A 21,217-nucleotide genomic window follows, 5' to 3' on the forward strand; every position below is an offset into this window, starting at 1 on the left:
TTTAGAGAGTAATTAGCGGTACAATTAGATAGTGTACATGCTGAATGATTAGATCCGGCAGCCTTTTAGAAGTCGCCGGATCGGTATGCCGAAAACAATTTTATCTTTTTATCCTTTTACACGGTAATGGTAAAACCCAAATCCATACACGATTATAATACCCTTATAGCCTGCGGACTGGGCTTTTTCCTGATCTGCCTGTACACCAGTTACAGCGGTATCGGCATCTCCCCCGACTCCATTATGTATACCAGCGCCGCACGCAGTTTTGCCACGGATGGCACGCTTAAAACCTTCAACCACATCCCTATAGTAGATTTCCCGATGTTCTACCCTTTGTTTTTGGGGATCATCAAAGTCATCAGCCGGGTAGATCCGGTAACCTTCGGGGCCACGCTCAATTGTATCCTGTTCGCGTCCTTATTATATAGCAGCGGTTGGATCATGAACCGCTTTGCACCCTCCTCGCAATTATATAAATGGCTTATACTGGTTGCTATAGCCTTGAGCCCTGGGCTATTGCAGATCTACTCCTACCTATGGTCGGAGACCTTGTTTATATTAGAGGTGCTGTTTTTTATTATTGCCTTTCGCCAATACTTAAACACCCATGCCGGCAAGTGGCTGGTAGCCGCTGCAGCTATAGCTGCCATTGGCTGCGTTACCCGTTACGCCGCGGTAACCATTGTAGGTACCGGTGGCCTGCTCCTACTGCTGGACAGGACGTTACCCATCAAAAAAAAGATTGGGCATCTATTTATATATGGAGTTATCTGTATCTCGCTACTGGTAAGTAACCTTGTTTTCAACGCGTTCATGTCCGGCACGGTAACCGGCCCGCGCGAGCCTTCTATTACGCCGTTCATCAAAAACCTGTATTATTTCGGCACCGTAATGTGCGATTGGATGGGGCTTACGCCAAACCAATACTTCCTGGCTATTCCAATAGCATCGGTAATGTTGTTGGGCTTTATTATTTCGCTGGGCTTTAACTACTTCCGCAGGCACTTAAACAGTTACGAGAATTTGGCTATCACCTTCTCGCTGGTGTATGGGTTATTCATTATCCTGTCGTCAACCTTCTCGCGGTACGAGCGCATCAATAGCCGATTGTTATCACCTTTATATATAACCGCGTTGTGGGGATATACCAGTTGGGTGCTGCTATGGCTTAAAAGCATCGAACTGAAACGCACCCGAATGATAGTAGCAACTATATCAATCCAACTGATGCTGGGCTTTATAGGTAAAGAGTTTTATATTGATTACGACCGCTACAACGACCAGGTGAAGGACGATTATGGCGCCCCCGGCTATACCGACGCCAGCTGGCAGGATAATGAATTTGCCAACTACCTGCGCGCGATAGATAAAAAAATGTTCGCCCCTGATGTATTGATCTATACCGATGCGCATGAGGCGGTATACTTCCTCTCGGGCATATCATCCTACCTCGTTCCGCATAAATTCTTTAAAAACGACGTAACGCTATTTTATAGTCGCAAGCGCTTCTACCTCATCTGGTTCAACAACCTGGAGAACCCGGAACTCATCAATATCAAGGATATCCAAAAGGTAAAAACGCTGAAGCTGCTGAAGCAATTCCCGGAAGGGGCGATATATGAGTATGAGGGTAGTCTGAATCAGAATTTACAGAATTAAAGAATTTTCAGAATTTAAGTTATATCAAAGATCCTGTTCATTCTAAAATTCTGTAAGTTCTTTCAGACAATTATATAAGTACTTATACATATTGCCACTTTGTTAAAGAATCATCATAAAAATTACTAAATTCTAAAATTTGCTACTCAAAGATTTTGATTTTCCGCTCAAGTAGCTATATTTGCATCGCTAATCTATAGTATTACTATACAAAAATGGAATTGTACAAACAACATCATCTGCATTTGCACCATCACCGCCCGGTGATGAATAGATAATGTATGTTTCTACGCGAAATAACAGCCCCATTTTATTATAGTACCTTAAACTCATTTTGTGAAAACACTAAAAATAGCGATCCAAAAATCGGGTCGGCTCAACGAAAAATCCGTTGAATTATTAAAGAATTGCGGCCTTAATTTTGAAAATTACAAGAGCTCGCTAATCTCTCCCGTATCAAATTTCCCTTTAGAAATTCTTTTTCTGCGCGATGATGATATTCCCGAATACGTTCAGGATGGCATCGCCGATCTGGGTATCGTAGGTGAAAACGTGATAGAAGAAACCGAAGTGGAAGTTGCTTACCTGCAACGCCTTGGATTTGGCAAATGCTCGCTTAAAATAGCGGTGCCAAATAACAATGATATTGCTACCCTTGCCGATTTGAACGGCAAAGCCATTGCTACCACCTACCCGGTTATTTTAGGCAAATACCTTAAAAAGCAAGGCATTACCTCTGATATCCGTACCATTTCGGGTTCGGTAGAGATCTCTCCGGGTCTGGGCTTGAGCGATGCTATCTGCGACCTGGTATCAACCGGTGGCACCTTAAAAAGCAACGGCCTAAAGCCATTTGCCGATGTAATGAGCAGCGAAGCAGTATTAATTGCCAGCAAAGGAAGCGAAAACAACGACCTGATACAGGAGTTGATACAGCGTATCCAGTCAGTATTGCGTGCTAAGGAAACCAAGTACGTGGTATTGAATGTAAAACGCGATAACCTGGATGCCGTCATCGCTTTATTGCCGGGCGTAAAAAGTCCGTCGGTAGTGCCATTGGCCGAAGCTGATTGGGTTGCGGTACACACCGTTATCCCCGAGCGCGACTTTTGGGACCGCATTAGCCAGCTAAAACAAGCCGGCGCGCAAGGCATTGTAGTAATGCCGATTGAGAAGATAATATTGTAGGTTGCCTCACCTAAATCCTCTCCAAAGTAGAGGACTTAAGAAGGGCTTAACATAAAAAGCCCCTCTCCTTTGGAGAGGGGTTGGGGTGAGGCTATGGAAACATTCAAATATTCAGAATTAACTAAGGAAAGCATTCAAAAGCTCGTTCAACGTAATGTTGACCCGGCGAATGAGATCCGCGCTTTGGTGGAGGATGTGATAGAACACGTAAAACTGAACGGCGATAGCGCCCTGGTGGATTATGCCCTGAAGTTTGATAAGGTGGAGCTGGATAAGCTATACCTGGATAAAGCCGAACTGCAGGAAATTGCCTCGGCAGTATCTCCCGATCAGCAGGAAGCCTTGCAAACCGCTTACGCCAACATCTACAAATTCCACAAGGCACAGTTGAAGGAAGAGGAGCGGATTGAAACCATGCCCGGTGTAACCTGCTGGCGCGAATTGCGGGCGATAGAGAAAGTGGGCTTATACATTCCTGGTGGTACTGCGGTACTGCCATCTACCTTTTTAATGCTGGGCATCCCCGCAAGGATAGCAGGTTGCAGCGAGATCGTAGTTTGCTCTCCCCCGCAAAAAAACGGTAAGGTAAACGCCTTTATCGCGTATGTAGCGCTGATGCTGGGTATAAATAAAGTGTATTTGGTGGGTGGCTCACAAGCCATTGCCGCTATGGCTTATGGCACCGAAACCATCACTAAGGTGGATAAGATCTTCGGACCGGGTAACCAATTTGTAACCAAGGCAAAAACTATTATCCAATCGACAACCACCACCGCTATCGATATGCCGGCGGGACCGTCGGAAGTATTGGTGATAGCTGATGATACCGCTAAACCCGCGTATGTTGCCGCGGATTTGCTGGCACAGGCAGAGCATGGAATAGATAGTCAATCGATTTTGGTTTGCACCTCGCAAACCATAGCGGAGCAAACTTTAAAAGAAGTTGAAAAACAATTAGCTGTACTACCACGTGCCGAAATAGCCCGCCAGGCGATTGATAACTCTTACATCGTCATTACCAATAGTTTGGATGAAGCGATGGATTTCAGCAATGAATACGCGCCGGAGCACTTGATTTTGGCAACTGAAAGCTGGAAACAGCTCACGCCAAAGATCATCAACGCGGGTTCGGTATTCCTTGGCAATTTAACACCGGAGAGCGTGGGCGACTATGCATCGGGCACTAACCATACGCTACCAACCAGCAGTTATTCGAGGGCTTATTCTGGCGTATCGGTAGATTCATTTGTAAAGAAGATCACCTTCCAGTTTTTAACAAAGGAAGGTATCCAAAATATAGGCCCGGCGGTAGAGATACTGGCAGAAATGGAAGGCTTGCACGCGCACAAGAACGCGGTTTCAATCCGTCTTAATAATAAATAACGTCATTGCGAGGCACGAAGCCTCACCCTGCCCTCTCCAAAGGAGAGGGTTCTAAAAAAAAATCAAGTCCTCTCCTTTGGAGAGGATTTAGGTGAGGCTACGACGCTCGCAATGACGGGTTAATAATTTAGAATAACAACACAATGTACGATATAAATAACCTCCTTCGCCCAAACATCAAAAACCTAACCCCCTACTCCTCCGCACGGGATGAGTTCCAGGGTGAGGCAAGCGTGTTTTTGGATGCGAACGAAAATGCTTTCGGTTCGCCGCTGGATGCGGCCTATAACCGCTACCCCGACCCGATGCAGTACGCCGTTAAAATGCGCCTTAGCGAAATAAAGGGCGTACCCGCCCGCAATATTTTCGTAGGCAACGGCAGCGATGAAGCCATCGATATCCTGTTCCGTAGTTTTTGCAACCCGGGTGTAGATAATGTCGTCATCGTGCCCCCTACCTACGGCATGTACCAGGTTTCGGCAAATATTAATGATGTGGAAACTAAAAAAGTACTGCTTACCGACGAATACCAACTGAACCTGGAAGGCATCGCCGAAGCAATAAACGAGCGCACCAAACTCATCTTTATCTGTTCGCCAAATAATCCAACCGGCAACTCTATCAACCGCGAGGATATAGAAACCTTGCTGGCCAACTTCAACGGCATTGTGGTAGTAGATGAGGCTTATATCAACTTTAGTCGCCAAAAAAGCTTCATACAGGAACTGACAGAATACGCCAATCTGGTGGTAATGCAAACCCTCTCCAAAGCATGGGGTTTGGCCGGCTTACGTGTAGGCATGGCTTTCGCCAGTGAAGAAATTATCGAGGTGATGAACCGCGTAAAACCACCTTACAACGTAAACGAAGCATCACAGCAGTTAGCACTGCAAGCCTTGCAAAACGTACAGCAGGTAAACGATTGGATAAAAGAAACGCTTATCCAGCGCGATAAACTGGTGATTACGCTGAAAACGATGGATTTTGTGCTCGATATTTACCCGTCGGACGCCAACTTCGTCCTGGTTAAAACCGCCAACGCAACGGGCATTTACAATTACCTGGTAGAAAAAGGCATCATTGTACGCAACCGTACCAATGTAGAACTTTGCGAGGGCTGCCTCCGCATCACCGTTGGTACGCCCGAAGAAAATAATACACTGCTATCAACTTTACAGCAATACAAATGAGCAAGCTGCAAAAAATACTCTTTATAGACCGCGACGGCACCATCATTAACGAAACACCTGATGAGCAGATAGATTCCTTCGCCAAGCTTACTTTTTACCCCGGCGCGCTGCAATACCTGCCAAAAATTGCCGCTGAGCTTGACTACGAACTGGTAATGGTTACCAACCAGGATGGTTTAGGCACTTCGGTTTACCCGGAGGACACCTTTTACCCGGTACATAACCTCATCATCAAAACATTTGCAAACGAGGGCGTGCATTTTACTTACGAGGCTATTGACCGCACTTTCCCTGCAGATAACGCCCCTACCCGCAAACCAGCAACCGGGCTGCTAACCCAATACCTCGACGTAAGCAAATATGACCTTAAAAACTCCTTCACCATTGGCGACAGGAAGAACGATGTGTTGCTGGCCAAAAACCTTGGTGCGAAAGCCATCTGGATCAATAATAAATCGGGCCTGGGTGATGGAGAATTTCAACCCGAAATTGATAGCGATATTGCCGGTGTGGTCGCCCTGCAAACCCTCAGCTGGAAGGCTATTTATGAGTTTTTGAAACTGGGCGAGCGCGTTATAGAGCACCGCCGTACTACCAAGGAGACAGATATCTACATCAAACTAAACTTGGATGGTACCGGCGAAGCAAAAGTATCAACCGGCCTGTATTTCTTCGATCACATGCTGGATCAGATCGCACGCCACGGCGGCATCGACCTGGAAGTAATCGCCAAAGGCGACCTGCATATAGACGAGCATCACACTATAGAAGATACCGGCATAGCACTTGGCGAGGTGATAGCCACGGCCTTAGGCAATAAAATGGGGATAGAGCGCTATGGCTTTTGCTTACCGATGGACGATTGCCTGGCACAGGCCGCTATTGATTTCGGTGGCCGCAACTGGATAGTTTGGGATGCTGAATTTAAACGCGAAAAGGTGGGCGATGTACCTACCGAGATGTTTTACCACTTCTTCAAATCGTTCAGCGATGCCTCCAAAAGCAACCTCAACATAAAAGCAGAAGGGCAAAACGAACATCACAAAATAGAAGCTATATTTAAAGCCTTTGCCAAAGCCATTAAAATGGCGATAAAAAGGGATGTGAATAAAATGGTTTTACCAAGCACGAAGGGGCTGCTTTAAGAGCCCCCCAGCTCCCTGAAGGGGGAGCAGAATTTTGATAATCATGGTTAAAACTGAAAATAATAAAATAGCTTCTCAACAACTTCCCCCTAAAGAGGCTGGGGAGCTCAAGGCACCCCCTTCAGGTGGCGGGGGGGGCATCGGTATTATCCGCTACGGCGCCGGCAACATATTTTCGCTCACTGCTACTTTAGAGCGGCTGGGCATTGCCTATGGCATGATCAACACCGAGGCCGACTTTGAACTGTACGACCGCTACATTATTCCCGGCGTGGGCCACGCGGGTGCTGCCATGCACAAGCTGGAGCATACCGGGCTGGTGCCTGCCATCAAAGCGCTCAATAAGCCTACTTTGGGGATCTGCGTAGGCATGCAATTGCTTACCAGCTACAGCGAGGAAGGCGATAGCGACCTGCTCGCTCTGTTCCCGATTAAAACGCTAAAATTCCCGGCTACCCATTGTTTTAAGGTACCGCACACCGGCTGGAACCAAGTTTTCCCGGAAAAAGAAAACCCACTTTTTGCAAATATTCCAACGGGATCACACTTTTACTTTGTACATTCATACTTTATTGAGTATGACCCCTTATACACTTTATCATCAACAAATTACGTTAATAAGTTTTCGGCATCAATTTGGCGGGATAATTTTTATGGCGTACAATTTCATCCCGAGAAATCTGGCGCCTACGGCGAACAACTATTAAAGAACTTTTCAAAAATCTAAAAGCAATGTATATAATCCCCGCCATTGATATTTTAAACAAAAAAGTTGTAAGGCTGCGCGAAGGCGATTACGGCCAGGTAACTGAGTATGATGTAACCCTCGAAGAAATGATAGACCGGTACCAAAGTAACGGCACCAACTTTATCCATATCATCGACCTCAACGGCGCAAAAAACGACTTTAGCAACCAGCAATACCTGTTTGATGTGATCCGCAAAACAGATATGCAGGTGCAATATGGCGGCGGTATCCGCAGCATTGATAAGGTAAAAGAACTGATAGACGCGGGCGTTCACCGCGTTATTGTGGGCACCCAGGCCATCACCAACCCCGCTTTTCTGCACGATCTGAGTAAAGCAATCTGTGGTCGCGACAAATGCAGCGACCAGGTGGTAATAGCTATCGACGTGTTAGACGAGGTGATCAAATACTCAGGCTGGATGGAAAGCTCACCGCTAAAACTGATGGATTATGTAGATAAGTGCTTGTCGCTGGGCTTCTTCCGCTTTTTGTGTACCGATATTGATAAGGACGGTAAACTGGCGGGCGCAGGTGTAGAACTGTACGAAAAACTGCTTGACCATTCGCCATTCATCAAACTAATCGCCTCAGGCGGCGTAAGCTCCATGGCAGATATAGAACAGCTGAACAACATCAAAGTAGAATCGTGCGTGGTAGGCAAAGCCATCTACGAAGGCCATATCAGCATCGAAGAAATAAAGAACTGGAATTTGGAGAGTTTGATGTCCATATAACCCCCCAACCCCCTGAAGGGGGAGCTTTTGATTTGCATAGTGAACAAATTTCTATGAGTAAACACCTATTTTTAAGTGCAGGGCCACAGATTTTTGAGAACGCAAAAGCTCTACGCCACAACTTGACTCAAGCCGAACTTGTGCTTTGGGGGCATTTAAAGGGCAATCAGTTTGGGGTACGATTCAGAAGGCAATATCCGTTAGGAATTTATATTGCAGACTTTTATTGCCATCAGTATAAATTAATCATCGAATTAGATGGTAGCATTCATAATCTGCCTGAAGTAGCCGCAAACGATATCTAAAGGCAAAAAAATCTTGAAGCAGATGGCTTTCGATTTCTACGATTTACAAACACCGAAGTATTTACTCAACTCGAGAAAGTTTTGACTATTATAAAAAACAATTTAAATTTTCAGCTCAGCGGTAAAGCCGACGGCATTAAAAGCTCCCCCTTCAGGGGGCGGGGTGGGTTAACCAAGCGCATCATCCCCTGCCTCGACGTTAAAGACGGCCGCACCGTAAAGGGCGTAAACTTTGTTGACCTGCGCGACGCCGGCGACCCGGTAGAACTTGCCTGGAACTATTCTCAGCAAGGCGCCGATGAACTGGTATTTTTAGATATTACCGCTACAGTAGAAAAACGCAAGACGCTGGTAGAACTGGTAAAGGCCGTTGCCAGGCAGATCAACATCCCTTTCACTATTGGTGGCGGCATCATGGAAATTGCCGATGCCGATGCCTTGCTAAATGCAGGTGCGGATAAGATCTCCATCAACTCCGCAGCTGTGCGCAACCCGGCTTTGATAGATGAACTGGCCAAAGCATTTGGTGTACAGTTTGTCATAGTTGCGGTAGATACCCGCGTAATGGGCGATAAAAATATTGTACACCTTAACGGGGGTCGATTACCAACCGATAAACAAACTTTAGACTGGATATTGGAAGCTGAAAACCGTGGCGCTGGTGAGATCTTGCTTACTTCCATGGACCATGATGGTACCAAGGCAGGCTTTGATAACGGCCTTTTAACAAAGGTAAACAACGCCGTAAATATCCCGGTGATCGCCTCGGGTGGTGCCGGTTCGGTGCAGCATTTTGTAGATGTGTTTGAACAAACCAATGTTGATGCTGCTTTGGCAGCCTCGGTATTCCACTATGGCGAGATATTGATACCAGATCTGAAAACCGTTTTAAGGCAGAATAATATTGAGGTAAGGGAAATATAAAAGCAGAAGGCCTGTGCGATTCCCCTCTTGAGAGGGGTGGCAGGGGTGTGTTAGCCGCGCGTATAAACACACCCCTGCCACCACACATTTCCGGCGCGCCCCCTCTCAAGAGGGGAATAAAAGAAAAATAAACCCCGTTGGCGGTGTCCTCACCGCCAACAAACAACGAGAACATGAACATCGATTTCAACAAAACAAACGGGCTTGTACCCGTAATTATACAGGGCGAGCACACGCTTGAAGTGCTGATGCTGGGCTACATGAACCAAGAGGCTTACGATAAAACCGTGGCGGAAAATGTAGTTACCTTTTTCTCCCGCTCCAAAAACCGCCTGTGGACCAAGGGCGAAACCAGCAAAAACTACCTGCATGTAAAAGCCATGCATATAGATTGCGATAACGATACCCTGCTGATAAAAGTTAGCGCCGATGGCCCAACCTGCCATACCGGCTCGCGCAGCTGTTTCCAAACAGAATACAACCAAAACTTTATTATGCAGCTGGAAGGTATCATTGCCGATAGGTATGCCAACCCGTTAGAAGGCTCGTATGTAAACAAATTACGCGCGAAAGGCCTCAACAAAATTGCCCAAAAAGTGGGCGAAGAAGGCGTAGAAACGGTTATAGCGGCCCTCGCCGAAACCGAAACCGACCTTATCAACGAAGCATCGGACCTGGTGTTCCACCTGCTGGTTCTGCTTCGCGAAAAGAATTTAACACTGGAGCGGATAGCTAAAAATTTAGAGGAAAGACATAAATAAGTTCATAGCCCATAGTCGATAGTCCATGGAAAAAGGAATTCGGCTATCGACCATGGACTATTGACCATCGACTAACATGCATGTAATAAAAACCGCGGATCTTACCGGCCACAGCAACCCCATTTTTACGCTGGAGCTTTCGCAAAAGTCGGGGGTATTGTTTACCGGCGGCAACGACAAAGGCTTGGTAGAATGGAACCTGGCGGATAACAGTTTCATCAAAGTGATGTTCCCGGTACCTACTTCTATTTACGCTATTCATTGTCCCGAAGGTTACCCGCTGCTATTTGCCGGGCTGCGGAGCGGCGAGGTGTTGGTTTTTAATTTTATAGAGCAGAAGATCACACACCGGTTACGCAAGCATATCAAACCCATTTTCGATATTAAATCCATTAGCAAAAAGGATGAGTTGCTAATCGCTTCCGAAGATGGCACCGTATCCGTATGGAGCCTAAAAACGCTGGAATTGCTGCATACCATTCAAGTATCTGACGATACCGTACGATGTATAGCTGTAAGCCCAACCGGCGACCGCCTTGCTTTTGGCTGCCGCGATAATAGGGTGATGGTTTACGATTGGGAAGATTACAGCCCCATTAAAGCACTTATCGGGCATACCATGGCGGTATTTTCGTTAGCGTATTCTCCTAATGGAGAGTACCTCGTATCCGGTGCAAGGGATGCACAGGTAAAAATTTGGGATAATAAAACCTATACACTAATACAAAACGTCCCCGCGCATTTATTCGCGGTGAATCATATTGCCTTCCACCCTACCCGGGCTTATTTTGCTACGGCAAGTATGGATAAAAGCATCAAAATTTGGGATGCGGCCGATTTTAAACTACGCAAGATCATCAGCCGCGAAAAGGGCTACCCCGCGCACGTTCTCTCTATCAATAAACTGGCCTGGAACGGTGATGAATTACTATCCGTAAGCGACGACAAAACCATTATGCGCTGGCAGGTTGAGTTTTAGATCAGTTGATTTATGCTCACTTAGCCGCCTTTATTAATTATTCTGCAATTTTTTTTCAAAAACTTTCATCCGCGCACAACAAATTACGTATGTAGTATGTTAAGTTATTATATCGGCAAAGTAAATTATCCATTATGCTTTTGCTGATGATAACCAATTGTAAAGCAGTAACTCATTAACTGCATTTTGAACGAAATATTGAGGAGATGGAAAAGATGCGATATGTTAAAAAGGGGCCTAAGAGGCTTGTTTTTTTAGTTCTGGCTACATTAAGCTTATGCTTACCCACACAATATACCTTTGCACAAGAAAGCTTCGTAAATGTATACGCCGGAAAACTGGCTTTTATAAATGCTTTCGAGGTATTTTTAATTGTAGGGGTGTTAATGTTTGTGAACTTCGTTTTGTTTCACAGCAATAAAAACACCGAACGAAATACGGAATTATAGGCTATAGAAAGCGTTTGATCACTTTTAGCTTGTGGGTGTACCGCTTTAACTCTTCAGACCAGACCCCCTCATTATCCAGCAGATCAATTTTCACCTTGCCCGATGCATGTATAATTTGCCCGTTGTTAAGGATAATGCCCACATGTGTTATTCTCCCCTCCGGGTTAGTAAAGAAGGCCAGGTCGCCCATTTTTGATTGCGCCAGGTTTGCAACCAACTGTCCCTGGTTTGCCTGCATAGAAGCATCTCGCTGTAAATTAACCCCGCATAAGCGGTAAACCACCTGCGTATATCCCGAACAATCAATACCGAAATGGGTGCGGCCACCCCATAGATAAGGCGCATTTAAAAAAGAGCGGGCAATGTTGGCAATATGGTCGGTTTCGCCAATTTCACCTATGATCTCAAATTTTTGGGTGCCTATATAACTGGTGGTTCCCTGCAAAAAAGCCAGTGAACTGCCTGCAGAAAGATAAATTATGGAATTGTCCTCTATCTTCCAGGCTTGGGTAACTGCGCGGTAAGTAAGGGGCGCGGGGTTACGTTGCAGGTCCTTATAAGCAATATGCCCCAGGGAAACAAACTGCAGCCTGTCTATCCAACCGGTGTAACTATCAATGGCCGTTACTATTTTGGCCCATTTATTACTATACTCTGTAACCTCAAACGCTTCGCCAAACAAAAGTTGCGACACCATCTCGCTGCGGTCGCTGGGTTCAGCGCGCATAGGTACGATAGCAAGATTGCAAATGCCGTATTCCATTTCTTACAAGAAGTAGTATGACGTTCTCAGGTTAATAAAGTGTCAAGATAACAAAAAAAGGGGAAGCTTGTTTTGCTTCCCCTTTTGTAACGACATTGTTTCTTAATATAGTTACCCGTTAGCGTGCAACCAATCTTTTTTAGCGTGTAATTCTTCTTCCGTTTCGCGTACGTCCTCATCATCCACACAACAATCAACAGGGCAAACCGCAGCACATTGTGGCTCATCATGAAAACCAACACACTCGGTACATTTATCGGGCACTATGTAATAAATGTCGTCAGACAAAGCAGCTTGTGCTTCTTCTGCGTTCAATGTATTACCATCACCAAAATCAATAATTCCTTTTAAATCCGTCCCGTCCGAAAAACGCCAGGCGGCACCTGCATCATAAATTGCATTATTTGGGCACTCTGGCTCGCAGGCTCCGCAGTTTATGCATTCATCGGTGATTATAATCGCCATATTTTTAAAATAATCTTATATTCTCAATTAACTTTGCCCCCGCTATGGAAAGCACGCAAATATAACAAAAAAACACTTTAAGGGTTTAGCTCCTTAACATATATATGTCAAAATTAGTGATAAATAATACCGTAAATACATTTTCCGAACTCGGAAAACGCCTTGAAGCACCCAATGAGGCCCTGATGGAGGTCATTAACACCGAGCGCCAGTACAATGCCTGGTTTACACCTGAAAGTGTTTTAGAAGCCGTAAAGGCCAACGGCGGGATGCTGAACAGCAGCGATCTAACTAAATGGCTCGGCACTTACAACATCGCCGAAGGCGAAAATAAAAAGATTGGTTTGGTATTGGCCGGCAATATCCCGCTGGTAGGTTTCCACGATGTGCTTTGCGTTTTAGCGAGCGGCAACCATGCTTTAATTAAAGCCTCATCGCAGGATGCCCGGCTGATAAAATACGTATTGAATTTACTGGTGGAGATAGATGAAAGCTACAAAGATCAGTTTAGTTTTGTGGAGCGACTGGTTGATTTTGATGCCATCATCGCCACCGGCAGTAATAATACCTCGCGCTATTTTGAGTATTACTTTGCAAAAGTGCCCAACATCATCCGCAAGAACCGTAACAGCGTGGCATTGCTTACCGGCAATGAAACAACCGAAGAACTGCACAGCCTGGGCCGCGACATTTTCGACTACTACGGACTGGGTTGCCGCAATGTATCCAAGGTATTTGTGCCCGAGGGCTACGTATTCAATACTTTTTTTGAATCGATAGAGGATTTTAACCCCATCATCAACCACCATAAATACAACAACAACTACGATTACAACAAATCTATATACCTGGTGAACCGGGACGAGCACCTCGATAATGGTTTTTTGTTGCTCAAGCAGGATGAGCGGCTGGTATCGCCACTGGCGGTGTTGTTTTACGATACTTACACCAGCCTTGCAACGGTACAAAAACAGTTGGAAGAACAAAACGAACAGCTGCAATGCATAGTAACAACGGCAACGCTGCAAACCAAAAACCAGGTAGTAACTTTCGGCCATAGCCAACACCCGCAATTGTGGGATTATGCCGATGGTGTAGATACGATGGAATTCTTGGCAAATCTTTAAAATAACAATACCTTTGGGGAAGAGGGTTCATAGTTCATGGATTATAGTTCATAGCAAAAGCGAAGAGCTCCTATGAACCAAGAACTATCATCTATGAACTATCACCCATGAACTAACGCATGTACATTATAAAAGTAAAAGGCGTTGCCAAAATACCTGATTACGTGCAGTTGCGGGACGACAAGTTTACGCTGCTGGCCTATTTTAGGGTAGACAGGCCCGATAAATCGCTGGATAAAATTGGGCTGGGCGACAGGCAAGATTATATTATGGGCATTGTTAACGATTTACCCTTTGGGAAAATATTAAAATTAGAGCTATAAAAAATGATTGGAAACTCTATTATAAAACTCAATAACGTTGATATTTTTCAGCAGAAGCACCTGGTGTTATCAAACGTTAATCTGCATATTGATAAAGGCGATTTTGTATGGCTGATAGGCCAAACAGGTTCGGGTAAAAGTAGTTTGCTGAAGGTTATTTACGGCGACCTGAGTGTTGCCAGCGGAACCGGCCATGCCTGCGGGTACGAGCTAAGCAAACTCGCCAGCAAAGAGATCCCTTACCTGCGCCGCAAGCTGGGGATCGTTTTCCAGGATTTTCAGTTGCTTACGGATAGATCGGTAGAGCAAAACCTGCATTTTGTACTGCGGGCCACCGGATGGAAAGATAAAAAGGAAATCTCCGACCGTATTTTAGATGTGTTGGAAAAAGTGGGCCTCCGCTCTAAACTAAAGAAAATGCCGCACGAACTTTCCGGCGGCGAGCAGCAGCGCGTGGTAATTGCCCGCGCATTGCTTAACAACCCCGAAATTATACTGGCCGACGAACCAACCGGCAACCTGGACCCGGATACCTCCGAAGAAATTGTATTGCTGCTTAAACAAATAAGCCAAATGGGTACCGCCGTGGTAATTGCCACGCACGATTACCATATTATCCGCACTTTCCCATCGCGTATTATTAAATGCGAAAACGGCAAGGTATTAGAGGATGTGCAGATAGCATAGTAGGAAGTAGCAGTAGGCCTCACCCTGCCCTCTGCAAAGGAGAAGATTTTTTAATATTTTAAAGTCCTCTCCTTTGGAGAGGATTTAGGTGAGGCTTCTTAGAACTGCCAACCGAAACTGCCAACTGCCAAGCGCAAACTGCAAACTTTACATAAAAATTTAATCAATTCTGACAGGCTGTCGGTTTTACACCGGTGGCAAGATACTTGATTAGCACTATTCATGAATTTTAACGACATGTTGAAGAAAAAAAAGAAGGAAAATTCAGAAACACCTGAAAACACAGTGGAAATAACAAACGAAAATAACCCGGGCGACGAACAGGAAGTAGCCCAGCAGGAAGAAACTACTGAAGTTACCGTTTCGGCAGAAGATAAATTGAAAGAAGAACTATCACAGGCAAATGATAAGTATTTACGCTTATATGCCGAGTTTGACAACTTTCGTCGCCGTACCGTAAAAGAACGCGAAGAGGCTCGTAAAACAGAAGGCAAAGAGCTGATTGTAGCTTTATTGCCGGTGTTGGACGATTTTGAGCGCGCCCTGCGTGCTACCGAAAACGCTACCGAGGTAGCACCGGTACGCGAAGGTGTTATACTGATACAAAATAAGTTAAAGAATATTTTAACGCAAAAGGGCTTAAAAGAAATGCAATCTATCGGCACTGAATTTAATGCCGATATACACGAGGCCATTACCAGCATCCCCGCCCCTACAGATGATATGAAGGGCAAAGTAATAGATGAAATGGAAAAAGGTTACGAGCTTAACGAGCGCGTGGTACGTTTTGCCAAAGTAATTGTGGGAGCGTAAGGTGGATAGCGGATTTCGGATGTTCGATTTCGGATTTGTCCTGAACCAACTATTCCCGTATCCTAAAATATTTATACTAAATCCGAAATTGAAAATTCGAAATCCGAAATAAGAAGACTATGGCTAAGAGAGATTATTACGATGTGCTTGGAGTAAGCAAAGGCGCTGATGCTGATGAGATAAAAAAAGCATATCGTAAAATGGCTATTAAGTATCACCCTGATAAGAACGAGGGAGATAAAGCAGCCGAAGAGAAGTTTAAAGAAGCTGCCGAGGCATACGAAGTGCTTAGTAGTGCCGAAAAACGCCAGCGGTACGACCAGTTTGGCCACGCGGCCAATGCATCCTCGCCAAATGGCGGGGGCGGTTACGGCGGTGGTAGCATGAATATGGACGACATATTCAGCCAGTTTGGCGATATATTCGGCGGTGGCGGCGGCGCGTTCGAAGGTTTCTTTGGCGGCGGCAGGCAAAGTGGCGGTGGCCGCCGTGTTGCGCGTGGCAGTAACCTGCGTATTAAAGTGCGCTTAACTTTAGAAGAAATTGCCAACGGTGCCGAAAAGAAGATAAAAGTAAACAAGCAGATCATCTGTAAAACCTGCGAGGGCAGCGGCGCTAAGGATAAAGCATCTTTTAGTACCTGTAAAACCTGCGGTGGACAAGGTTCTGTACGCAGGGTAACCAATACTATTCTGGGCCAGATGCAAACTACCAGCACCTGCCCTACCTGTAACGGCGAAGGCTCTACCATTACCTCAAAATGTACAGTTTGCCATGGCGACGGTGTTGTACGCGGCGAAGAAACCATCACCATCAACGTACCTGCAGGTGTAAGCGAAGGCATGCAATTAAGTATGAGCGGCAAAGGTAACGCAGCCCCACGCGGCGGCGTACCGGGCGACCTGATCATACTGATTGAGGAAGTACCGCACGAAACCCTGAAACGCGATGGCAACAACATTATCTACGATCTGCATGTAAACTTTGTTGATGCAGCCATAGGTACCAGTGTAGAAGTACCTACTATAGACGGTAAAGCAAAAATTAAACTGGAGCCGGGCACCCAGGGCGGCAAAATACTGCGTCTGAAAGGCAAAGGCGTACCGGAGGTAAACTCATACCACCGTGGCGACCAACTTATCCACATCAACATCTGGACGCCCAAAGCATTAAGCCGCGAAGAGCGCGAAATGTTGGAAAAACTGCAAGGCTCACCCAACTTTAAACCAAACCCGGGCAAGAACGAGAAAAGTTTCTTTGAGAGGATGAAGGAATATTTTGAGTAAGTTTTGAGGTGAAAGCCTAAAAAGCGAAAGGTAAAAAGAAGCCCGGGGTTAGTTTGACTCCGGGCTTTTTGTTTACTGTATTTTTGTTAAATTAGTCAGATAGATTATGATGAAACTAAGCCTGAGGAAAACTTATTGTGTTATAGTTATTACACTGATATATATAATATTAGTTGCTTTATCTGGCATGTTTAACATCACCCATACCTGTTGCGGTGTCTCACCGCAACCATTCACCGCCGCGGCTGATGCATCATCAGTTTATTGATCACATCTGCCACTTCCTTCGGCGGCATTTTCGCCACCAGGTAAGCATGCACTTTGCCGCTATTATCCCAGGTATTGCTGCCGTTAGCGGCAATATTTATCCGGCCTTTGTGCAAAGTGTAATACGGAGAATAACCTTTTACAGCAACCAGCACAGCGGTTTCGTCCCAACTATTACGACCGGGCGCGTCCTCCGCAGCCATGGGGATACAAATACTGAAAACATCCTTTACCGGCGAGTTTTTAATAGCCGCGTTGTGGATAAGTGGAAGCCCGGTTTTTACCTTCTCCCCTATTTCGCCGCCGCTGAAAATAACGGGCACGGGCCAGTTATCAAGCGCGTACTTGCTCGCAAGCGCATCTTGGTTCACGTTAAACTCAGAACCTTCCGGGAATTTACCGCCCATACTCACCAGCACTTTCACCTTCGTAGCAACCAAAGCCCTGCCATCAAGTTTGGAGTACTCATCGGGTGGTGATTTGAGCAGATCGCTCATATTGGTAAGAAAACCGATGGTAACAATGGTTACGCTGTGATTAGGCTGGGTGGCCAGTATTTTACGGTACAGTTTCACAGCATCCTCTGCCTCAGCATTGGTTTTTATTTGGTGGGGATATTTAAGCAGCACGGTGTCTGTCCAGTGCTGCCAGTCGCGCAGGCCCAGGGCTTTGCCATTGGGTACGCCAATCGGTATACCTGGCCTCTTAAAGTAAGTATTGAATACGTTTAGCACGCCGGCAACGCCCGGGTAATTGGTACTGGCCATGGTGGCGAGTATTTTGGCTTCGCCCTTATCGGCAAAGGCATGGAGCATGGCTATCGCGCCCACGTCATCATAATCCGGCCCCATATCGCTGTCAAAAATAATGCTGACGGGCTTTTTAGCTGCAGGCTGACCGCTTGCAACTATCGAGCAGCAAAAAACAAGAGCAAATGCTGTAATGAACTTATACATAGGTGTATTTTATTGTATCTTGGGTTTGTAATTGGCAAATAAAATTAATGATAAAAGCTGGTTATACACCTTATTACACTAATGAAAGTCAACCTAAAAACACAGCAGTATGCCCTTTACCTTACATATGGGTACATCGTAGCTGTTCTGATTTCTACCATCCTGCGTTTTGCCGGAGTGGGGCTAAGCCCGGCTTTGGATAAATTAAAACTCACTGCGCTTCAGGTAGCATACGTTTTAATATTCGTGTATATCACCATGCTGTTGGCCACCAATCGCGAAAGGCGGGCCGTTGTAATAGCTTTTGCCATCTATACAACTTTGGCTGCACTGGGCAGCATGATGATCTTTATCAGCGATTATGGCCTTCTGAGGATCTTCTTAATCACATTCGGGAGCGCAGGCACGCTGGTTGTGATATACCTTATTGTACTTATTTTTTGGATAAGGCATCCGATTATCAGCAAGTACTGCAAAACATTAGGAGCGATAATGGCTTCCCTTACGGCGCTTAAAATTCTTATGCCTTTTGCGGCGGGATATATGGGCAACTACTACAGCAATTCCCTCTACCGGATCGGCTGGTTATATATCGAACTTTATGCCTTGCTGATACCCGTTGTGATCATTGTACTTTTGAAACGCACCCGTGTTTTATTAACTGATTATGTACCCCCTGCCGAAACATATGAGGAATACCTGTAACAAAGCTACAACCTATCACTCTAAATAATCATAAAACACCACCCACAAACATGCTAAGCATACGTAACATTGTTAAGCAATACGCCGGCCACCGCGCGTTAGACGATGTGAGTTTAGAAGTAGAAAGCGGCAAAATATTTGGCCTGCTTGGCCCAAATGGCGCCGGTAAAACTTCCCTCATCCGCATTATCAACCAAATTACCGCTCCCGATTCGGGCGAAGTGTACTTCAACGGGCAAAAGCTCGATCAGTCGCACATTAACCGCATTGGCTACCTGCCCGAAGAACGCGGGCTGTACAAAAAAATGGAGATTGGCGAGCAAATGATCTACCTCGCCCGCCTGAAAGGTCTTAGCCGTGCCGAAGCCACAGCTAAACTCAAATTCTGGTTTGAGAAGCTGGGTATGGAAACCTGGTGGAAAAAGAAGATAGAAGAACTCTCTAAGGGGATGCAGCAAAAAGCGCAGTTTGTGGCCACCGTACTGCACGAACCCGAGCTGATCATTTTAGATGAACCCTTCAGCGGTTTCGACCCGGTGAACGCGGAGCTGATAAAAGATGAGATATTGGAACTGAACAAAAAAGGCGCTACAATCCTGTTTTCTACCCACCGCATGGAATCGGTAGAGGAACTTTGCGACGCCATTGCGCTCATCCACAAATCGCACAAGATATTGGACGGACGAGTGAAAACCATCCGCAACTCTTACAAAAACGATACTTACCTGGTAGAATACACCGGCGACCATTTAGATTTCAGCGGCGCGCAACCGTTCGACCTCATTAGTGATATACCCGGGGAAAATAGCAGCCACACCATCAAAATAAAGCTGAACAACACCACGGCTAATGATGTGCTGCAATACCTGCTGCCCAAAACCCGCATTAATATGCTACAGGAAGTTATCCCCAGCATGAACGAGATCTTCATCGAAAAAGTGAACCAAATTAAATAAGCCATGAATAAAGTATTACTTATTATACAGCGCGAGTACGTAACCCGCGTAAGGAAGAAAGCCTTTATTGTGATGATATTTGTGGTACCTGCGTTACTGTTGGGTATGTCGGCATTAATTGGTTATGTTGCTAAAAACAACCAGGAGCTTAGTAGCGACCAAGTGGTTAAAGTGATTGACGAAAGCAAAGCTTTCGAAGGAAAATTCCACAACCAAAAACATATTAAATTTGAGCCGGCCAAGCAATCCTTAACGGATGCTAAAGCTGGCTTGCAGGCAAATGACGACCTTTCGGTACTGCTGATCCCTGCCGACTACGCGAAAAAGCAGGTACAGATCTTCTCTAAAAAGAAGCCTTCCTACCAGCTTACCGAAGAAGTAGAAAAGCAAATGAACAGTATCGCATCTACCAAAAGTATGATAGACCATCATATAGATACCGCGTTCCTGAACAGCATCAACAAAAATCGCATCTCTGTAAATGCTATGGAGGTTACCGCAACCGGTACCAAGGATGCCAACGTGGGGACCACCATGTTTGTAGGCATAGCTTGTGCTATTTTGATTTACCTGTCGTTATTTATTTACGGTGCCCAGGTAATGCGTGGCGTTATCGAAGAAAAAACCAGCCGCATTATCGAGGTGATCATTTCCTCGGTTAAACCTTTTCAGCTAATGCTCGGTAAGATCATTGGTGTTGGGTTGGTTGGCTTAACGCAATTCGGGGCCTGGATATTGCTTTCTGTGATATCATCAAAAATTGCCGGGCACGCGTTTTCCGGGCCGGGCAGCCCAATTGCGGGCGCGTTGGCAGTTATCGCAACCATCCCTTTTGGCTATATAATGGGCTGCTTTATTTTCTATTTCCTTACCGGGTATCTGCTTTACAGCGCATTGTTTGCAGCGGTAGGCTCCGCAGTGGATAGCGAGACCGAAACACAGCAGTTTATGTTCCCCATCACTTTGCCATTGTTGTTTACTTACCTGCTATCGGTAACCGTATTGTTCCAGGCGCCGGATAGCCCGCTGGCGGTTTGGTTATCTATTATACCGTTTACAGCACCAGTAGCCATGATGGTTCGTATCCCTTTTGGCGGAGTGCCCGATTGGCAGTTAGGCTTATCTATGTTTTTTATGATAGCCGGATTTTTATTCACCACCTACGTTGCCGCCCGCATTTACCGCGTTGGCGTACTGATGTATGGTAAAAAAGCGAGCTTTAAAGAACTGGCTAAGTGGTTTTTTTATAAAGAGTAATATTTTTTTTATTAGATGGGATAAGTGCCCTCCTCTAAGCGAATAGCACAAATTTATGTTAACGCCAGCAATTTAACAACTATTTCATTATCAGATACTTAAAAAAGTTAACATTGAATTGTGTTAACTTTTGGAAACTTTTTT

Annotated in this window: 22 protein-coding genes; 19 read left to right on the forward strand and 3 right to left on the reverse strand. The window is 45.5% G+C overall.

The window, feature by feature from the left end:
* Window positions 1-126: 126 nt before the first annotated feature.
* The 11 genes from EPL05_RS00085 to EPL05_RS00135 all read left to right on the forward strand — a co-directional run bounded on the left by EPL05_RS00085 (window position 127) and on the right by EPL05_RS00135 (window position 11,019).
* Entirely contained in the window at window positions 127-1,662 is a 1,536-nt protein-coding gene (locus EPL05_RS00085; RefSeq protein ID WP_128531474.1) for a hypothetical protein, read from the forward strand.
* A gap of 336 nt (window positions 1,663-1,998) precedes the next feature.
* The gene (hisG, locus tag EPL05_RS00090; protein ID WP_128531475.1) at window positions 1,999-2,850 is read left to right on the forward strand and encodes an ATP phosphoribosyltransferase; all 852 of its coding nucleotides are present in this window, start codon (window positions 1,999-2,001) and stop codon (window positions 2,848-2,850) included.
* A gap of 93 nt (window positions 2,851-2,943) precedes the next feature.
* The gene (gene hisD / locus EPL05_RS00095) at window positions 2,944-4,233 is read left to right on the forward strand and encodes a histidinol dehydrogenase (RefSeq protein WP_128531476.1); all 1,290 of its coding nucleotides are present in this window, start codon (window positions 2,944-2,946) and stop codon (window positions 4,231-4,233) included.
* A 143-nt stretch (window positions 4,234-4,376) separates the two neighbouring features.
* Entirely contained in the window at window positions 4,377-5,423 is a 1,047-nt protein-coding gene (hisC, locus tag EPL05_RS00100) for a histidinol-phosphate transaminase (protein WP_128531477.1), read from the forward strand.
* Window positions 5,420-6,568 carry a bifunctional histidinol-phosphatase/imidazoleglycerol-phosphate dehydratase HisB gene (gene hisB / locus EPL05_RS00105; protein WP_128531478.1) on the forward strand — a complete coding sequence of 383 codons (1,149 nt, stop codon included), beginning with the start codon at window positions 5,420-5,422 and terminating at the stop codon, window positions 6,566-6,568. The genes hisC and hisB overlap by 4 nt, the downstream gene beginning before the upstream one ends.
* A gap of 43 nt (window positions 6,569-6,611) precedes the next feature.
* Window positions 6,612-7,295, forward strand: a complete 684-nt coding sequence (hisH, locus tag EPL05_RS00110) for an imidazole glycerol phosphate synthase subunit HisH (protein WP_128531479.1) — start codon at window positions 6,612-6,614, stop codon at window positions 7,293-7,295.
* Window positions 7,296-7,300: 5 nt separating this feature from the next.
* Window positions 7,301-8,050 carry a 1-(5-phosphoribosyl)-5-[(5-phosphoribosylamino)methylideneamino]imidazole-4-carboxamide isomerase gene (locus EPL05_RS00115; protein WP_128531480.1) on the forward strand — a complete coding sequence of 250 codons (750 nt, stop codon included), beginning with the start codon at window positions 7,301-7,303 and terminating at the stop codon, window positions 8,048-8,050.
* 53 nt (window positions 8,051-8,103) lie between these two features.
* Window positions 8,104-8,355: an endonuclease domain-containing protein gene (locus EPL05_RS00120; protein WP_208394643.1), complete on the forward strand. Its 252-nt coding sequence runs from the start codon at window positions 8,104-8,106 to the stop codon at window positions 8,353-8,355.
* Window positions 8,356-8,490: 135 nt separating this feature from the next.
* Complete coding sequence (gene hisF, locus EPL05_RS00125; RefSeq protein WP_128532051.1) at window positions 8,491-9,279, forward strand: imidazole glycerol phosphate synthase subunit HisF; 789 nt, start codon at window positions 8,491-8,493, stop codon at window positions 9,277-9,279.
* A gap of 173 nt (window positions 9,280-9,452) precedes the next feature.
* Window positions 9,453-10,040 (forward strand): bifunctional phosphoribosyl-AMP cyclohydrolase/phosphoribosyl-ATP diphosphatase HisIE, encoded by a 588-nt coding sequence (gene hisIE / locus EPL05_RS00130; protein WP_128531481.1) that lies wholly within the window; start codon window positions 9,453-9,455, stop codon window positions 10,038-10,040.
* 76 nt (window positions 10,041-10,116) lie between these two features.
* A complete protein-coding gene (locus EPL05_RS00135) occupies window positions 10,117-11,019 on the forward strand; it encodes a WD40 repeat domain-containing protein (protein WP_128531482.1) in 903 nt (300 codons plus the stop codon).
* A 450-nt stretch (window positions 11,020-11,469) separates the two neighbouring features.
* Here the strand turns inward: EPL05_RS00135 and EPL05_RS00140 are convergent, their stop codons facing one another.
* Both EPL05_RS00140 and EPL05_RS00145 read right to left on the reverse strand, forming a co-directional pair.
* Window positions 11,470-12,195: a C40 family peptidase gene (locus EPL05_RS00140; protein WP_243837177.1), complete on the reverse strand. Its 726-nt coding sequence runs from the start codon at window positions 12,193-12,195 to the stop codon at window positions 11,470-11,472.
* 147 nt (window positions 12,196-12,342) lie between these two features.
* A complete protein-coding gene (locus EPL05_RS00145; RefSeq protein WP_128531484.1) occupies window positions 12,343-12,696 on the reverse strand; it encodes a 4Fe-4S dicluster domain-containing protein in 354 nt (117 codons plus the stop codon).
* A gap of 104 nt (window positions 12,697-12,800) precedes the next feature.
* On the opposite strand from EPL05_RS00145, the gene EPL05_RS00150 reads away from it, so the two are divergent.
* The 5 genes from EPL05_RS00150 (at window position 12,801) to dnaJ (ending at window position 16,932) form a co-directional block, all read left to right on the forward strand.
* Complete coding sequence (locus tag EPL05_RS00150) at window positions 12,801-13,823, forward strand: acyl-CoA reductase (RefSeq protein ID WP_128531485.1); 1,023 nt, start codon at window positions 12,801-12,803, stop codon at window positions 13,821-13,823.
* A 119-nt stretch (window positions 13,824-13,942) separates the two neighbouring features.
* Window positions 13,943-14,146: a fructose-6-phosphate aldolase gene (locus EPL05_RS00155; protein ID WP_128531486.1), complete on the forward strand. Its 204-nt coding sequence runs from the start codon at window positions 13,943-13,945 to the stop codon at window positions 14,144-14,146.
* Window positions 14,147-14,149: 3 nt separating this feature from the next.
* Window positions 14,150-14,833: a cell division ATP-binding protein FtsE gene (locus tag EPL05_RS00160; protein ID WP_128531487.1), complete on the forward strand. Its 684-nt coding sequence runs from the start codon at window positions 14,150-14,152 to the stop codon at window positions 14,831-14,833.
* Window positions 14,834-15,055: 222 nt separating this feature from the next.
* The gene (locus EPL05_RS00165) at window positions 15,056-15,646 is read left to right on the forward strand and encodes a nucleotide exchange factor GrpE (protein ID WP_243837178.1); all 591 of its coding nucleotides are present in this window, start codon (window positions 15,056-15,058) and stop codon (window positions 15,644-15,646) included.
* A 119-nt stretch (window positions 15,647-15,765) separates the two neighbouring features.
* The gene (gene dnaJ / locus EPL05_RS00170; protein WP_128531489.1) at window positions 15,766-16,932 is read left to right on the forward strand and encodes a molecular chaperone DnaJ; all 1,167 of its coding nucleotides are present in this window, start codon (window positions 15,766-15,768) and stop codon (window positions 16,930-16,932) included.
* A gap of 233 nt (window positions 16,933-17,165) precedes the next feature.
* Here the strand turns inward: dnaJ and EPL05_RS00175 are convergent, their stop codons facing one another.
* Window positions 17,166-18,155 (reverse strand): nucleoside hydrolase, encoded by a 990-nt coding sequence (locus EPL05_RS00175; RefSeq protein ID WP_128531490.1) that lies wholly within the window; start codon window positions 18,153-18,155, stop codon window positions 17,166-17,168.
* An 81-nt stretch (window positions 18,156-18,236) separates the two neighbouring features.
* Between EPL05_RS00175 and EPL05_RS00180 the strand changes: the two genes are divergently transcribed.
* Genes EPL05_RS00180 through EPL05_RS00190 form a run of 3 tightly spaced genes read left to right on the forward strand, consistent with a single transcriptional unit; the run spans window position 18,237 to window position 21,073 of the window.
* The gene (locus EPL05_RS00180) at window positions 18,237-18,860 is read left to right on the forward strand and encodes a hypothetical protein (RefSeq protein WP_128531491.1); all 624 of its coding nucleotides are present in this window, start codon (window positions 18,237-18,239) and stop codon (window positions 18,858-18,860) included.
* A gap of 50 nt (window positions 18,861-18,910) precedes the next feature.
* On the forward strand, window positions 18,911-19,816 hold the full coding sequence (locus tag EPL05_RS00185; RefSeq protein ID WP_128531492.1) for an ABC transporter ATP-binding protein: 906 nt from the start codon (window positions 18,911-18,913) through the stop codon (window positions 19,814-19,816).
* A 3-nt stretch (window positions 19,817-19,819) separates the two neighbouring features.
* Complete coding sequence (locus tag EPL05_RS00190; protein ID WP_128531493.1) at window positions 19,820-21,073, forward strand: ABC transporter permease; 1,254 nt, start codon at window positions 19,820-19,822, stop codon at window positions 21,071-21,073.
* The last annotated feature ends 144 nt before the right edge of the window (window positions 21,074-21,217 follow it).

It is taken from the genome of Mucilaginibacter gilvus, assembly GCF_004054195.1.
GTDB classification, from domain to species: domain Bacteria; phylum Bacteroidota; class Bacteroidia; order Sphingobacteriales; family Sphingobacteriaceae; genus Mucilaginibacter; species Mucilaginibacter gilvus.